The sequence below is a fragment of the Roseovarius sp. EL26 genome (genome assembly GCF_900327775.1).
In the GTDB taxonomy this organism is placed as follows: domain Bacteria; phylum Pseudomonadota; class Alphaproteobacteria; order Rhodobacterales; family Rhodobacteraceae; genus Roseovarius.
The window spans coordinates 121259-136784 of the sequence record NZ_OUMZ01000007.1; the positions used below are offsets into that span (position 1 = coordinate 121259).

Annotated in this window: 14 protein-coding genes and 1 tRNA gene; 8 read left to right on the top strand and 7 right to left on the bottom strand. The window is 51.5% G+C overall.

What is annotated here, in order from left to right; genetic code table 11:
• Positions 1-26: 26 nt before the first annotated feature.
• Positions 27-815, bottom strand: a complete 789-nt coding sequence (locus tag D9A02_RS08385; protein WP_120500553.1) for an alpha/beta hydrolase — start codon at positions 813-815, stop codon at positions 27-29.
• 91 nt (positions 816-906) lie between these two features.
• Between D9A02_RS08385 and D9A02_RS08390 the strand changes: the two genes are divergently transcribed.
• Both D9A02_RS08390 and D9A02_RS08395 read left to right on the top strand, forming a co-directional pair.
• On the top strand, positions 907-2379 hold the full coding sequence (locus tag D9A02_RS08390) for an NAD-dependent succinate-semialdehyde dehydrogenase (protein ID WP_120500554.1): 1473 nt from the start codon (positions 907-909) through the stop codon (positions 2377-2379).
• Between the two features lie 135 nt (positions 2380-2514).
• On the top strand, positions 2515-3279 hold the full coding sequence (locus tag D9A02_RS08395) for a class II aldolase/adducin family protein (protein WP_120500555.1): 765 nt from the start codon (positions 2515-2517) through the stop codon (positions 3277-3279).
• Positions 3280-3335: 56 nt separating this feature from the next.
• On the opposite strand, the gene D9A02_RS08400 is transcribed toward D9A02_RS08395, so the two are convergent.
• Positions 3336-3629, bottom strand: a complete 294-nt coding sequence (locus D9A02_RS08400; protein WP_120500556.1) for an AzlD family protein — start codon at positions 3627-3629, stop codon at positions 3336-3338.
• Complete coding sequence (locus tag D9A02_RS08405) at positions 3622-4326, bottom strand: AzlC family ABC transporter permease (RefSeq protein WP_120500557.1); 705 nt, start codon at positions 4324-4326, stop codon at positions 3622-3624. The genes D9A02_RS08400 and D9A02_RS08405 overlap by 8 nt, the downstream gene beginning before the upstream one ends.
• 107 nt (positions 4327-4433) lie before the next feature.
• Between D9A02_RS08405 and D9A02_RS08410 the strand changes: the two genes are divergently transcribed.
• The gene (locus tag D9A02_RS08410; protein ID WP_120500558.1) at positions 4434-4982 is read left to right on the top strand and encodes a helix-turn-helix domain-containing protein; all 549 of its coding nucleotides are present in this window, start codon (positions 4434-4436) and stop codon (positions 4980-4982) included.
• A 72-nt stretch (positions 4983-5054) separates the two neighbouring features.
• Here D9A02_RS08410 and D9A02_RS08415 read toward each other — a convergent pair whose 3' ends face one another.
• Positions 5055-5522, bottom strand: a complete 468-nt coding sequence (locus D9A02_RS08415) for an Hsp20 family protein (RefSeq protein WP_120500559.1) — start codon at positions 5520-5522, stop codon at positions 5055-5057.
• 190 nt (positions 5523-5712) lie between these two features.
• Positions 5713-6672 carry a hydrogen peroxide-inducible genes activator gene (locus D9A02_RS08420; protein WP_120500560.1) on the bottom strand — a complete coding sequence of 320 codons (960 nt, stop codon included), beginning with the start codon at positions 6670-6672 and terminating at the stop codon, positions 5713-5715.
• Positions 6673-6940: 268 nt separating this feature from the next.
• On the opposite strand from D9A02_RS08420, the gene D9A02_RS08425 reads away from it, so the two are divergent.
• Positions 6941-7017, top strand: a tRNA-Met gene (locus D9A02_RS08425).
• Positions 7018-7492: 475 nt separating this feature from the next.
• Here the strand turns inward: D9A02_RS08425 and D9A02_RS08430 are convergent.
• Entirely contained in the window at positions 7493-8137 is a 645-nt protein-coding gene (locus D9A02_RS08430; RefSeq protein ID WP_120500561.1) for a Crp/Fnr family transcriptional regulator, read from the bottom strand.
• A 141-nt stretch (positions 8138-8278) separates the two neighbouring features.
• Here D9A02_RS08430 and D9A02_RS08435 point away from each other — a divergent pair, with 141 nt between their 5' ends.
• The 4 genes from D9A02_RS08435 (at position 8279) to D9A02_RS08450 (ending at position 13802) form a co-directional block, all read left to right on the top strand.
• Complete coding sequence (locus D9A02_RS08435; protein WP_120500562.1) at positions 8279-9250, top strand: transporter; 972 nt, start codon at positions 8279-8281, stop codon at positions 9248-9250.
• On the top strand, positions 9250-10017 hold the full coding sequence (locus D9A02_RS08440; RefSeq protein WP_120500563.1) for a hypothetical protein: 768 nt from the start codon (positions 9250-9252) through the stop codon (positions 10015-10017). The genes D9A02_RS08435 and D9A02_RS08440 overlap by 1 nt, the downstream gene beginning before the upstream one ends.
• A 70-nt stretch (positions 10018-10087) precedes the next feature.
• Positions 10088-12004 carry a DUF3604 domain-containing protein gene (locus D9A02_RS08445; protein ID WP_120500564.1) on the top strand — a complete coding sequence of 639 codons (1917 nt, stop codon included), beginning with the start codon at positions 10088-10090 and terminating at the stop codon, positions 12002-12004.
• A gap of 4 nt (positions 12005-12008) precedes the next feature.
• Positions 12009-13802 (top strand): DUF3604 domain-containing protein, encoded by a 1794-nt coding sequence (locus D9A02_RS08450; protein WP_120500565.1) that lies wholly within the window; start codon positions 12009-12011, stop codon positions 13800-13802.
• Positions 13803-14621: 819 nt separating this feature from the next.
• On the opposite strand, the gene D9A02_RS08455 is transcribed toward D9A02_RS08450, so the two are convergent.
• On the bottom strand, positions 14622-15497 hold the full coding sequence (locus D9A02_RS08455) for a 3-hydroxybutyryl-CoA dehydrogenase (protein WP_120502447.1): 876 nt from the start codon (positions 15495-15497) through the stop codon (positions 14622-14624).
• Positions 15498-15526: the final 29 nt, after the last annotated feature.

Sequence of the window (15526 nt, forward strand, 5' to 3'; positions counted from 1 at the left end):
GGTGGGTTGAAAACCCACCCTACGAATTACGTTAGCAATGCGTTTGTCAGGGGGCTGTTTGCTTCAGATAATCCCTCGATCACGTTGAAATGGTTTAGGCCGGGATCGATGATATGTTTGGCATTCCATGCTTCGGTGAGCCAACGGGCGTGATCTAAAAACACAGGGCGTTCATCGGCGCCAACCCAGACGGTGACCGGAATGTCTGGCGCGGGCATCAAGGCCGGGCTTTCAGATTCTGCTTCTGCCATGTCCAGTTTGAAATCGGCGTTCATCGACAGGTTCATCAGGGGGCGCAGGTCTGAAACGGGGGAGATTGGGATGATGTGCTGGATGCGTGCCCTGACATCATCGGACAGCATCCCCCCAGCCCCCATTCGTGCCACCAGATGCCCTCCGGCAGAATGGCCGGTCAGGATGATTGGGCCATCAACAAGCGCGGCTGCTTTTTGCACAGCGCGTGCGATCTGCAAGGTGATGTCAGAAATCCGCACATCGGGGCACAGATCATAAGATGGCATTGCCACCGCCCAGCCGCGCGCAAGGGGACCTGCGGCGAGGTGGGACCAGAAAGTGCGGTGGAATTTGAGCCAATAGCCGCCATGGACAAAGATCACCAAGCCCTTGGATTCAGTGTCTGGCAGAAACAGATCAAACGCTTGACGTTTGCTGTCGCCATAGGAAATGCCGGTCTCGGCCTTGCCTTTTGCACGCAACACCGCGCGGTATTCACGCGCCTGCGCGGCCCAGCGTTCTGGATAGGCATCAGCCCCCGGAATATAGGGGGCGTTGGCATAGGCATCATCCCAGTTCATTTTGTTCCCCAAAAGTGATACTGGACAAGCCTTACGCAAGATGCTTTGGCTTTGCGAGATTAAAATACATATGACATGCAAGGGGTGCGCCATGACTGCGACGAATCTGAAATCACTGTTGAAGGATCCCAGCCTGCTGGCTGAAATGGCCTATGCCGGTGGCGAATGGGTCGAGGGTGACAACGGTACATACCCGGTCAAAAACCCGGCACGCGGCGATGTGATTGCCAATGTTGCCGACATGTCGCGGGCACAGGTCGCGGATACCATCGCCACGGCACAAGCGGCGCAGAAAGAATGGGCCAAGTGGACCGGTAAAGAACGCGCAGGCGTGATGCGCAAGTGGTTCGATCTGATGATGGAAAATGCCGATGATCTGGCGATCATCTTGACTGCTGAGCAAGGCAAGCCACTGGCCGAAGCCAAAGGCGAGATTGGCTATGGCGCGTCGTTCATCGAGTTCTTTGCAGAAGAAGCCAAACGGATCTACGGCGAGACTATTCCGGGTCACCAGCGTGACAAGCGCATTACCGTGATCAAGCAGCCGATTGGGGTTGCCGCGTCGATCACGCCTTGGAACTTTCCCAACGCGATGATTACCCGCAAGGCGGCCCCGGCGCTGGCGGCAGGCTGTGCCTTTGTTGGTCGTCCAGCAGCAGAAACGCCTTTGTCAGCGACGGTTATGGGTGTTTTGGCTGAGCGCGCTGGCATTCCGAAAGGTGTCTTTAGCATCGTGACATCGTCGCGGTCTTCCGAGGTTGGCAAAGAGTTCTGCGAAAACGACGCCGTGCGCAAACTGACCTTTACCGGATCGACCGAAGTGGGCCGGATCCTGATGCGCCAGGCGGCAGATACGGTGATGAAATGCTCGATGGAGCTGGGTGGTAACGCGCCGTTCATCGTGTTTGATGATGCCGATCTGGATGCTGCTGTTGATGGTGCTATCCTGTGTAAGTTCCGCAACAACGGCCAGACCTGTGTTTGTGCCAACCGGATCTATGTGCAGGCGGGTGTTTATGACGCCTTTGCCAAGAAACTAGCCGAAAAAGTCTCGCAGATGAAAATCGGCGATGGTCTGGAAGAGGGCACAATTTTGGGCCCGTTGATCAACAATGATGCGATCATCAAAGTGCAAGAACATGTTGCAGACGCCAAAGCCAAAGGGGCCGAGGTCCTGCTGGGTGGTGGTGAGCCGCTTGAGGGTGAGGGATATTTTCTGCCACCGACAATTGTCACCGGCGTGACACAAGACATGATGGTTGCGCAGGATGAGACCTTTGGCCCGATGGCGCCGCTCTTTAAGTTCGAGGACGAGGATGATGTGATAGCCATGGCCAATGACACGATCTTTGGTCTGGCAAGCTATTTCTACGCCAATGACCTGAGCCGCGTTTACAAGGTGGCCGAAGCTTTGGAATACGGCATCGTTGGCGTGAATACTGGTATCATCTCAACCGAGGTGGCGCCGTTTGGTGGCGTCAAACAATCCGGTCTGGGTCGCGAAGGCAGCCATCACGGCATCGAAGACTATCTGGAGATGAAATACATCTGCATGTCGGTCTGATCGACAATCAAATCCTGAATTGTGTCCCATTCAACCTTACGAATGGGACACAAACTTTACGACATATGCCCGTCGTTAAATTGCGCGACATGCCTTGCTCTGGATCTCAGGATGACCTGAAAGAGGAGTGCTGTCATGAACCAACCAAAGTCCCAATCCTCGCTTGATTGTTCAGAAGCCGAATGGCAGGCACGCATCGATCTGGCCGCCTCGTTTCGTATTGTTGCACATTATGGCATGTCTGATTTGGCCAACGGGGCAATTGCAGCCCGTGTGCCGGACCAACCAGATCACTATCTGGTCCATCCTTATGGTATGTTTTGGGAGGAGGCGACCGCCTCAGCGATGATCAAGATTGGCCCCGATGGTCAGCCGGTGGACCCGGAAGGCCCGTGGCTCAATGATGGGGTGCAAAACCTTTGTCAGTGGATTTTGGGATCACGCACCGATGCGAATTTCTTTGTTCATGGACATGAGGAAGAGGTGATGGCCGTGGGATCCATTGAAGACGGTATTTTACCGCTGAGCCAACCCGCCGTATATTTGGGGAACATCACCGGATATATCGAATATGAGTTTGAGGAGGATGAGGAGTTTGGTGCCCACTTTATCCAAACACTGGCACAGCATCAGATTTTGATCAGCCGAAACCATGGCTATTATGCGCTGGGTGAAACTGCGGCTGAGGCGTTTTTCAGAGCGTATTTTTTGCGTCAGACATGTTCGACCCAAATCAAGACGCTGTCCATGGGTCGGAAACTGCACCTGATCGACCCGCAAAAAGTGGCGCGCTATCAAGATCAGATGGCCCGGTCAGAGCATTACAATTACAATGGCAAAACTGAATGGGCCGGGTTGGTCCGACTGCTGGATAAACGCAGTCCCGATTACAAGACATAGTGAGTGCTATGCAGAATGCATCTGATCGGCACAGTATTAACCGGTTCGGCTGTACATCACATAATCGCCCGTAACGAGCATATAGCGACAATCCCGGTCAGCATGGTTAAGGGGAGGTTCCGGGTCAGCAAAGCGATGATCAAGGCAAGACCCGCCGCACCCCATTCTGCCGGGCCTCCTTGCGCCAGTGTGACTGTCATCAAGGCCGCGATCAGGCATCCGGGCAAGGCGTTGAATGCGCGGGCCCATGCCCCACTGGTGGGGAGACGCGCGCCCAACACGTAGCCGCCCAATCGGATGGCATATGTACCGATGGCCAGGCCCAGTATAACGAACCATTGATCAGCCATTGCAGAACACCCCGGCGGTGGCGGCCCCGACTATTCCACCACAGATTAGGGCCCAAGAGGGTTCAATTGGAGCAAACAGCGTTAGAGCGCCGGCGCTGGCGACAGCGGCTAACCAAGGTAGCGCATCGCCTTTGCCGCGCCATAGGCTGCACAGGATGGCGATAAATGCGGCGGTAAAGGCAAAATCCATTCCAATGGCGCGGGGTTCGGGCAGCATCGCAGCAAAGCTGACGCCCAACAGTGTCGAGGTGATCCAGACCAGAAACAGTGATGCGCCGCCGCCAACCAGATACCAGTACCCGGCGGGTCGGCCCTGTGCACGGGTGGCATGCATCAGTGCCCAGTTTTCGTCGGTCGTCATGTGGACACCCAGCAAGATCTGCCAGAGTGGGCGGCCCGCGAACTCTTCACGCAGCGAGGCGGTCATAAGCAGGATACGGACGTTCAGTGCCAGCCCTGCGATTAACGCTGCGGTAGCCCCGGCGCCCGAGACCAGACGCTCTGCTGCGACGATCTGTGAAGCCCCCGCAAACACGGTGGACCCCATAACGCCGGTTTGCAGCGTATCAATGCCCGCCTGTGCCGCGAGCAGGCCAAAGGCCGCCCCATATAGGGCCACACCAAAGGACAAAGGAGTGATGTCTAGAAATCCGGACTTGAAAGCTGGAAATGGCTCTTGAGATCGAAGGAATGACATGGGGCGTTCCATTTGCGAGATGAACGTTGTACGATATATCGAACGAATACACGTTCGTCAAGTCGAACGATTAATTGAAATATCGAACGCAGGTGTGTGGAGTGACCATGACCCCAAATGATCTGATTGCCAGCGCAATATCCCGAGAGCGAGAGCGCGCCGGGATCAGCCTGTCGGCACTGGCGGTTAAGGCCGGTTTAGCCAAGTCGACCATCTCCCAGCTGGAGGCGGGCAATGGCAATCCGAGTATCGAAACCCTGTGGGCGATTGCTGCGGCGCTCGATGTGCCATTTAGCTTCTTGTTTGAAAACACCATTCCGCACAGCCAGTTGATCCGGGCGGGGGAAGGGGAGCGGCTGTCGTCTGATCATTCTGCATTTTCAGCGGTTTTACTGGCGAAATGCGCCCCGACAAATCGCCGGGACCTGTACCGGGTCAACCTGACAAAGGGCTCTGCTCGTATGGCTGAACCGCACCCGGCAGGCACGGTGGAACATGTGATTGTTTGTGATGGATCTGTGCGAGTTGGACCGGTTGGCCATTCCGAGGACTTGGCGACAGGTGATTATTATCGCTACCCGTCGAATGTACCGCATTCTTATGAGGCGACCTCGGACACAGCCACTTTGCTACTGGTGATGGAGAGTTCACGCTAGGTGCGTTAACCAAACGGTGTGAAATAGGGCGCCCCAGCATGATCCGGGACGCCTGTTGCTGCGAAGTTGGGATTAGTTGACCGCTTTGGCGTCGACGACATCTTTTTCGGTGACGCCGCCGCTTTGGATCTCGATCCGGCGTGGCTTCAGAGCTTCAGGGATTTCGCGCACGAGATCGATGTGCAGCATGCCGTCGGCGTGGCTGGCACCGGTGACGCGGACGTGATCAGCAAGCTGGAACTTGCGCTCGAACGCGCGGGTGGCAATACCGCGATGCAGATAAGATTTCTCGCTATCGTCTTCGACCTTACGGGCAGCGACAACCAATGCGCTTTCTTTGACATCAACAGTCAAGTCAGCATCGGTGAAACCGGCCACAGCGATTGAAATGCGATAAGCATCATCGGCGGTTTTTTCGATGTTATAGGGGGGGTAGCTGGGCTGATTCAGATCTTTGGTCAAAACGCGGTCCATCATATCAGCGATCTGGTCGAAACCAACAGTGGCACGGTACAAGGGTGCAAGATCAAAATTACGCATGGGTTATCCTTTCGCAAAGCGATACCAAATGTGAGCCTTCCCTTCTGGGACAGGCGGGGTAATCCGACCCGCTAGGCGGCACCGGATAATGAATACTTGGGATGGGGGACGATGGCGTTCAAGACCTGCGATGCAAACAGGCGCTGATTTTCGATTTATCGCATCGACACTGGTCCAGTATGGCTAAACGTCAGATCAGGTCGGCTGTTCGACGTCTACGAATAGCTAGCGATTTGCGAGTTTTGGAAATGCAAAGCGCCCCGGAGTCTGCCAACACACCGGACAAGGCCGACAAATCCAGCGCAGCCGTATTATGGCGCTTGCTGACCAGAGAAATGACCCGGTCGGGTTCGGGCTCTGCAAGCCGTAAGATGGCTAATGGTCCTGATAGAAGTGATTGATCAAGGGCGATCTCGGGCAGTAAGGTCGCCCCATAGCCGCTGGTTGCCAGCCCCGCCAATGTCTGCAGTGAGCTTGATCCAATCTGATTCAATACTTCCTGCGTGGCGAACCGACAAAGGTCCTGCGCCTGTTCTCTCAGGCAATGCCCTTCGGATAACAGCAACAACTTCAGCGGAGCCATATCTGTCAGCTCGATCTTACCATCTACCAAGCCAAGCGCGTTCGCCTGCTCACTTCTCAAGGCCAACACAAAATGGTCCCGAAACAGGATGTGTTCCCTATGGTTTGGGTCAGGAGAGTGCGTTGCCAGAACACATGCGTCCAGTTGGTTGGCTTCCAGTTCGGTCAGTAAGACTTCTGTCTGTGCCTCGCGAATGCGTATTTCCAGTTTTGGAAGCCGTTCTTGTAGCAGTTCCAACGCTATTGGTAGCAAATATGGGGCAACTGTCGGAATGACGCCAAGATCAAACGGTCCCTCAATGCCGCGCTGCAATCCTGTGGCCCGTTCAAGGGCGTCAAGTTCTGCCAAAACGCGCTTAGCAGTTAATAGGACCTCTCGCCCATGTGATGTCGGTAGGAAGGGGCGTTGGCTTCGATCTATCAGATCTGTGCCAATAATGTCCTCAAGCTCTTTAATTGCGACGGACAGCGCGGGCTGCGAAACATGCATGGCATCCGCAGCAAGGCCAAAATGGCCATGCTGACACAGTGCGTCAAAATAAGTCAGATGGCGGAGTGTGATTTTCATAAGGTTTTTTTGTCGAAAGCGCGCCTTTTTGTAAATTAATTTTATGGAAAAAGATGGAAAGACTTTGGAGCAGGTTAACTGGATTTTGTACTTCGTTGATGCAAGGCATCATCATACAGCCGCGGAAGTTCTTTGAAATTAGGGGTGATTTTTCGAAAAAAACAAACCCGGAAACTGCCAAGTACAGGAATGAAAATTTTTACAAAAAAGATGTCATTTTGGCATTGCAGTTCTAAAACGACAGAGCTACATAGGCCACCTGAATTGGCGCGGGATGGAGCAGCCCGGTAGCTCGTCAGGCTCATAACCTGAAGGTCGTAGGTTCAAATCCTACTCCCGCAACCAATTTAGTCGAACAGGCCTCCTTCGGGAGGCCTTGTTTGTTTTTGACCTCTTCCAATACCAGTAAACCGGCCAATTCCCCGACCAGTTCAATTGTAAGTGCACCGTCCTGCGGGATCAGGTGTATCTCTGTGAACAGGCACCAAATGATCGTCGTTGCTTCCGCTTTCGCACCTGTATCGTTCAGCGCAATGGCCAGATTTTCTACCTGCGCTTGTTAGCAGTCTGCGAGACTTGGATGCATGAGAACAGGTGTATCATCAAAAGCATCGCGCAGTTTGTTTGTAAGCGCTGTCTAAGACACTTCCAGTGCTGTCATCTTAATCCTTCATGCTTGGGTGAAATATACCCTCAACGCAGCAATTGGCTGATACAATTAGCGTCGTGTTTCAGAGAGCTAATACAGGCAGGGGGATTTCAACTCGCAGGTTCAAATTTCGATTAAAATTGCCAAATCAGAAATTGGAAATCGATGACATTAATGTTTAGCCTGATCATCTTTATTATTCTGAACGAGTGCTACGTGCCCGTATTTTCGGCGCACGTATCCCTCTTCCTCAAGCTCTGAAAGCAATTTCGCAAAGCCGCTGCGAGATACTCGACAGGCTTCTGCTAATTGTTCCTGCGTGAGAGGAATAGCTCTGGGTCGACCAGAAGAATTTGCTAGGCGTTTTAGTATAGTGAGGCATCTTTCCCTAGTATTCGCGATCAACAAGTCACGAGAAACTTGAATGGCCAACGCTCCATTTAAAGCAGACAAGACGCCCAAGGCCCTCCAAAAATCTGGGAGCTCTCTCAAAATGGAATGAAGTCCGGTTTCCGTGATTCTGAACAGCTCACAATCCGTGAGTGCAATCGTGCCAATAAGTCTTGCTGTGCCAGTAATGACAGCAGCTTCACCAAACCAATCACCAGGGCCGAATATATGACCGAGTGCGAGGCCTGCTTCGCTGTGGTCGATTTGTACGCCTACGACACCTTTGATGAGGCCATAAAGCTCTCTGTTCTGATCTCCAATAGCATAGATGTTTTGAGATCTTTCGAATTCGATTTTAGTTACTTCTTTAAGAATGCGTTGAGCAGTTGAAGTGTCCAAGGCTTGCAGCCATCGTGAGTCTTCCAAGTTTCAACTATCCCATCTCCAGAAAATGCACGTTTATTTCCCAAAATATCCAAAATTAGATATTTTGATACACATTATTGAGTTACCGTTTCAAATATCCTTTTATACCACAGGTAGAGGCACATTAAATTGATTAAATCAATGCGCTTAATCGCGGCTATCTTTGCCACATTCCTCTCACTCTTCGCTTCGCCTGCCGAAGCGGTAGAGGGTGGCATTGAAACCTATTTACTGGGTAGCAGAGATAGTATGGCAGGCGTTTTGCCACCTTCCGGAGATTATCTTAACAACGATTTTGTTTTCTTTAGCGGAACAGCACCAAGTTTATCAGCTGGCGGCATTGTTGTGACCGATCCGGATATTGATGTCTTCACTTACAAATTGAACTACACGCATGTCTTTGATGCGCAACTCGGCAACACGAGGTTGGGTCTCAATATAAACCTACCTTACGTATCAGCGGATGGAAATTATACCGGAGAACTGTCTTCGGGATTTGGCGGTACCTTGACCGATACGGGGGAACATGAATTCGGAGACTTTGTTGTGACGCCTTTGTTCAACTGGTCAAACAAAAAACTTCACACGACATTGGCATTGCAGTTCTTTCTCCCGACAGGTCATTATCAGTCGACGCAAGTCAATGTTGGAAACCGCACCATTGATGCCCTCAACGCGGGTAAGAACCGGTTTGCATTTGATCCCACATTAGCAATGACATGGTTTGATCCGTCAACCGGCTGGGAGTATTCTGGAGCATTTGGCATGACATTCAGTGCCGAGAATGACACCACCAACTATCAGACAGCGCCGGAGGCACATCTGGAAGCGACTATACTGCGTCATTTTCCAAACAAACTGGCGCTTGGTCTTACCGGGTACGCCTATCACCAAATTGGGAATGATAGTGGTTCAGGTGCTGTGAACACCCAGCGACTTTTGGGGGCAAGTAGTTTGGAAGCAGAGGTCTATGGCCTTGGACCAATCCTGAGTTATTCGACAGCCATTGGAAAAACACCTGTGTCGATCAAGACAAAGTATATCTCTGAATTTGGGGCTAAGCGGCGCTTTGAAAGTGAAAAGTTCTGGATGACAATTGGACTCGTATTTTGATGAAGATTGCTGGTTCGACTTTCGCGATATGCGTGTTGGCGAACTTCGTTACGGCACAAGAAACCGGTCAGTCTCTTGCCAGCAAAGCAAGCGATCCCACCGCATCGCTCATGTCATTTCAACTTCAGAATTTCTACACTCCGAATAGGTATAGTTCGGGCGGATCTCAAAATATTGTTCAATTTCGGGCCGCCGTTCCGTTCAAAACAGGTAACTTAAACCATATCGCGCGTCTCACGCTTCCCTATGTTTCGCAAAACAGTAATGGGTCAACAGGGATAGGGGATGCGACGCTGTTTGACCTAATTGCCTTTGATAAAAGTTGGGGGCGTATTGGCGTTGGCGCCGTTGCGCTTTTACCCACTGGATCTTCAGGTGTGAGTGCGGAAAAATGGGGGGCCGGTCCCGCAATGGGGTTTGTAGCTCGCCCCTCTTGGGGGTTGGCTGGCTTGTTCAACCAAAACATCTTTTCGTTTACTGGAGATGATGATCGTCCAGATGTAAACCTTTCAACTTTTCAGCCCATTATGAGCTACAGTTTAAAAAGCGGCTGGTCGGTAGGCACATCTGACATGACCTATGTCTATGACTGGGATCAATCTGAATTCACCAGCATTCCTGTCGGAATGAAGATATCGAAGCTAACCCCGATTAGTCATGTGCCAGTGCAGTGGCAGTTCAACTACGAATACAACTTTTATGATTCCGGAACCGGCCCGGAGGAAACAATTGGGCTAACGGCAAAAATTCTTTTGCCGAAAACCTAAGCTAATTGATCGCGACCGTACGTAAACTTGGTCCAAAGCGCGCGTCACGTGCTTAAGAAAGGAAAGTGTTATGAACAGGCAACTTCTGGCAGGATTGGCCTTCCTACTCAGTAATCTTTCGCCAGCTATGGCGCAAGATTCCGCCTCCGTTGACAATGCATCGGGCGATTTAAAAGGATTGCCATACTCACCCTATGCTAACCGAGGTTTTCCAACCAAAGTATTGTTTGGGGATACGCACGTTCATTCCGCTTTATCGGCCGATGCGGGGGGGGGCGGAACCAACCTGATGCCCCGCGATATGTATCGTTTTGCTCGAGGTGAGCAAATGACGTCAAATACAGGCCAGCCTGTAAAGCTTGATCGGCCATTCGATTTTTACATGTTGACCGAGCACACCGATGGTATGGGTGTCATCACCGACATCAAGAAGGGTGCGCCTAACATAATGGCCGACCCGCAGGGCAAGCAGTTTCACGATGCTTTTGCCAAAGGTGGTGACGACGCTAAACAAGCGAGTATCGAATTAATCGCGCAGTTTAGCCAAGGGACCATAAGCGAAGCCTTACTCTATCAACCCGGCACGCCAGGTTACGACAATACTTGGCGTGATTTGGTGCAAGCCGCAGAAGAATTCAATGATCCGCATATCTTTACGGCCATGATCGCGTATGAATGGACGTCTCTGATGGCTGGTAACAACCTACACCGCAACGTGATCTTCCGCGATGGCCCTGAGCGTGCGTTACAAGTCGTGCCATTCCTGATGGCCCCACCCAAGGGCAGCCCGGATCCGCGGGACCTTTGGAAATGGATGCAAGGATACGAAGATAAAACAGGCGGAGATGTTCTTGCCATCCCTCACAACCCCAACCTTTCGAATGGCATAATGTTCGCATTGAACGATACCTTGAATGGAAATGCCCCATTTGACCGCGAATACCTAAAAACGCGGCAGCAATGGGAAAGACTGGTCGAGATTGGCCAAACAAAGGGTGATAGCGAAACTCACCCTGTTCTGTCACCTACTGATGAATTCGCGGATTACGAGCGATGGGATTGGGCAAACCTTGACCTATCCGAGGCAAAGACAGCCGACATGATTGCCACCGAAATGGTTCGCAATACGCTCAAGAATGGGTTGGCATTCGAACAGTCAGATGGCGTTAACCCTTTCAAATTGGGTTTTGTTGGTGGTTCGGATATACATACGGGACTAACCACCCAACTTGATGACAACTTTTTTGGTGCTTTTACTTGGATGGAGCCCTCAGAGGTTCGCGCGACAACAGTGGCAAAAGGCAACCAAGATCTTGGTATTAGTTATAAAGGCTGGCAATATGCGACGCCCGGGCCAACTGCAGTGTGGGCCACCGAAAACACTCGTGCTGGTATCTTTGACGCAATGGAGCGACGCGAGGTTTACGCGACGACGGGCCCACGAATAACAGTTCGATTCTTTGGCGGGGCTTTCGTTTCAGATGATATCAAACATCGGGATTTGGCGAGGATCGGTTATTCCAAGGGCGTGCCAATGGGGGGTGATCTGGCCGGTCGTGATGCGCCATCATTTCTTGTATATGCGCTACGCGATCCCATCGGCGCAAATCTGGACCGCATCCAAATCATTAAAGGATGGGTCGATGAGGAAGGCGACACCCATGAAAAAATTCATGACGTGATCTGGGCTGGTGATCGTCAACCGGGTGACGATAACAAACTGCCTCCGGTCGGTAGTACTGTGGACCTTTCCATCCCAAGTTGGACCAATGATATTGGCGCTGCTGAACTCGGAACGGTTTGGACAGACCCTGATTGGGAAGCGTCTCAGCACGCTTTTTATTATGCTCGCGTCATAGAAATCCCAACACCACGTTGGCCTGCTTATGACGCAGTGCGTTTTGGAGTTGATATGCCCGCTGACGTCAAATTGATCACTCAGGAACGCGCCTATACTTCTCCTATTTGGTATTCCCCGAAAGGCTAACGGTATGAAACACTTTCTGAATTCGATTTGCATTTCATTGCTAGCAACGGCGGCCGCTGCGGAACCGAATCCACTCCGGAACGCCTATTTTGGTGAAACCCATATGCATACTGCATTTTCATTGGATGCTTACATCGGCGGCGCGCGCCTAATGCCGTCAGATGCCCTTGATTTTGCCCAGGGTAAACCCGTGACCATGCCCGACGGGACAGTAATGCAGCACAAGCGCCCACTAGACTTTGCGGCAGTCACCGATCATGCAGAGTACATTGGCGAAATGTACTCGACTATGTTCCAGGACGCTCCGGGTTACGACGATGATGATCTGGTTGAGCTTCGCGAGATGACAGATATCGAAGATCGGCAGAATTGGTTTTTCAAATATGTAATCTCATCTAACCGCTCAACCACGCCACAACATCCACCATTCTACGCAGGCCCAGGCACAGCACAAAGTGCATGGGACATCATTGTCCAAGCGGCAGAGGATGCGAATAAGCCAGGGGAATTCACATCCTTCGTCGCCTTTGAATGGTCCGGAGCGCCAAATGGAGCGAACCTTCACCGAAACATCATTTTCCGAGATGAGAATGTGCCAAAATCAGTTGTGAGCTACATCGATGTGAATTCCGAAGAGGGACTTTGGGAATGGATGCGCGAACAAGAAGCCGAAGGGCGCCACCTCCTTGCGATCCCACATAATTCCAATGCGTCCAAGGGACGAATGTTTCCCAATACAACAAGTGATGGAGGCCCCCTGACATTAGACTACGCACGTACTCGAGCACACTTCGAACCCTTAATTGAAATGCTGCAGGTCAAAGGTGGATCAGAGGTTCATCGTAAATTCTGGGCGGCTGATGAGTTCGCAGATTTTGAAAACGCAGATTCAATTCAAAAAAACTCGGGCCGTATTTTCCACAAAAAAGATTTCGTCAGAGGTGGTTTGACCGAAGGTTTGGGTCGTGAATTTGAACTCGGTGCTAACCCGTTTAAATATGGCTTCATTGGGGGCACGGACAATCACAATGGCCTCATGTCAGCTGTTGCTGAGGACCAATTCATAGGTGCGCATGGCCCCGAAGATGGTTCAGTCGAAAGGCGCAGAACCGGGGATGTTCTTGGCTGGATTGATGGCAAGGATTTATCCATAGGGTCGCTTGCGGCCGTCTGGGCAACTGAAAATACTCGTGCAGCCATCTGGGATGCCATGAAAAGACGCGAAACCTATGCAACATCTGGACCGCGCATCAAATTGCGTATGTTTGGTGGGAACGGATTGAGCGACCCAGAAGATCCGATAAAAATGGCTCAAGAAGGATATTTGACTGGGACACATATGGGCGGCACATTAGAGTCGGCTGTCATGCAGCCGACGTTTACGGTCTATGCGGAGAAAGACCCTATAGGGGCCAACTTGGATCGCATTCAAATCATCAAAGGATGGGTTGATAAATTTGGCGACACAAATGAGAAAATCGTCGACGTCGTTTGGTCAGGTGATCGTGAGGTTAATTTGGACACCGGTAAACTTGCTCCGGTCGGAAATACAGTAGATCTGGAGACGGCAAAATATACGAATGACATTGGTGCTTCGACACTGATTGGATCTTGGACAGATGCAGAGTTCGACTCACAAGAAGGGGCTTATTATTACGCACGTGCGCTTGAAATTCCGACACCCCGCTGGTCGACCTATGATGCGGTAAGATCGGGATTGCCGCTATTGGAGGATGTGCCTGCCACTATACAAGAGCGCGCCTGGGGATCACCAATTTGGTATTCTCCTGGCAGGTGAGTTAGTAACCTAGTCACGAAATCTCTAGGTTTCACCATGATTTCTTATCGAGACGATGGGGATTAAGTATCAGTAGGCGATCTTCACGCGTATACTAAGTCAAAAGCAAATTTGAGTGTCTCAATTTGAGATCATTAGTTATGCGGTTCGCATCCGCTGCAAACGACCGGTTCTCGTCGGTTCTCTTGAAAAACAACGTATTTCTGACGCAGGAAGTAGTGTTTTGAACACAGGGCGAGCGCCTTTCTAATCAGGCTTTGCGCCTTCGCTGCGGTGCTGGAAGTATATTGGCGAGTTTTGGGTGGTAGCGTCGAGGAGAAATTCATCATATGCACCGCACGGGCCGAGTGGTCGCAATTGTCCCAACCCTTAAAACGCAGCATAGCCCGCTCGCGACGTCGAAACGGCAGGTGCGAACTCTCAGCCCGATCGTTCTATCAACGTCCAGTCACCTGCCGTTGAGAGTTGTCGATGACTTTCACTGCAGCGACGCATGATTTAAGGTGGCCGGTAACGATTGCTTCTGGATTACCATACCGTTTCATTGATTTTCACGAAAACCTTGCCAAGATTCCATTGCTAGCTTGAACAAGAATGCTTTCGATGTGGGGCCAAATGTTTGAGTAGTTCATCGTGTAAGGTTGTAAGTCAGTATGGCCTTGAATGCGCTAGCCGTTTGCGGGTGCTGGGCCAAACATAATCATTGAATCAATGGCAGCAAGCTCAGAAATGTTGTCATTGGAGGGCAAGTTTTGCCTCGCAGCATCTGGCACCTTCGGATTGCGGGACTTGATAATAAATCAACTAAAACTTTGTGCATCAACGCGTTGGCACCGGCGTTTCCCCGCGATAATCATAAAATCCCCGCCCGGTTTTGCGGCCAAGCCAGCCGGCTTCGACATATTTTGTCAGCAGCGGACAGGGGCGGTACTTGGTGTCAGCCAACCCGTCGTGCAGTACATTCATGATTGCCAAACAGGTGTCTAACCCAATGAAATCGGCCAGTTCCAGTGGCCCCATCGGGTGATTGGTGCCCAGCTTCATTGATACATCGATCGAGGTCACATTGCCGACCCCTTCGTAGAGCGTATAGACTGCTTCGTTGATCATGGGCATCAGGATGCGGTTCACAATGAAAGCCGGAAAATCCTCAGACGATGCAGCGGTTTTGCCCAGCTTTTCCACCACGGCGCTGCAGGCCTGATAGGTTTCCTGATCGGTTGCAATGCCGCGGATTAATTCCACCAGTTGCATGATAGGCACCGGGTTCATGAAGTGAAAACCCATGAACTTTTCTGGCCGATCCGTTCCGCTGGCTAGTCGAGTGATCGAAATTGACGAGGTGTTCGAGGTCAAAATCGTATGGGGTTGTACGTACGGGACCAGCTTTTCAAAGATCGCTTGTTTGACGCTTTCCCGCTCAGTAGCCGATTCAATGACCAGATCGGTCTGTCCTAGGTCTTGCAGGCTGATTGTTGGCGTGATCCGGGCCATGGTGGCCTTCATGTCATCAGCACTAATCTTGTCACGGCTGACCTGCCGTTCCAGATTGGAGTGGATCTTTGCCAGACCTTTGTCCAGCATGTCCTGGCTAATGTCGTTGAGCAAAACGTCATAACCTGCCAGCGCCATGACATGGGCAATGCCGTTTCCCATCTGACCGGCCCCGACAATACCGACGGTACGAATTTCCATGACCCTGACCTCTTGCTGTTCGCCGCTAC